Annotated in this window: 1 protein-coding gene; it reads right to left on the reverse strand. The window is 65.4% G+C overall.

Annotated features, from left to right (window positions below; genetic code table 11):
* A partial coding sequence (locus tag ACXJ3V_RS20495) for a class II fructose-bisphosphate aldolase (protein ID WP_457102198.1) occupies window positions 1–572 on the reverse strand: 572 nt, incomplete at both ends.

Raw genomic sequence — 572 nt, forward strand, 5'->3', positions numbered from 1 at the left:
GGTCGGAGGAGCCGGAGCCGCCGTGGAACACGAGGTCGAACGGGTTTTCCTTGCCGATCTTGGCACCGACCTGGGCCTGGATGTCCTTCAGGATCTCCGGGCGCAGCTTCACGCCGCCCGGCTTGTACACGCCGTGCACGTTGCCGAAGGTCAGGGCGGTGATGTAGCGGCCGTTCTCGCCGGCTCCGAGGGCTTCGATGGTTGCCAGGGCGTCTTCCACCGTGGTGTAGAGCTTCTCGTTGATCTCGTTTTCGACGCCGTCTTCCTCGCCGCCGACGGTGCCGATTTCGACCTCGAGGATCATCTTGGCAGCAGCGGTGCGCTCCAGGAGTTCACGGGCGATGCGCAGGTTTTCCTGCAGGGTCTCGGCGGAGCCGTCCCACATGTGCGAGTTGAAGAGCGGGTTGCGTCCGGCCTTGACCTCGGCTTCGGAGGCTGCCAGCAGCGGCAGGACAAAGCCGTCCAGCTTGTCCTTGGGGCAGTGGTCGGTGTGCAGGGCGATGTTGACGCCGTAGTTCTTGGCCACTTCGCGGGCGAAGGCGGCGAAGCCCAGGGAGCCGGCAACCATGTCC

Source organism: Microbacterium sp. P5_E9 (assembly GCF_054049175.1).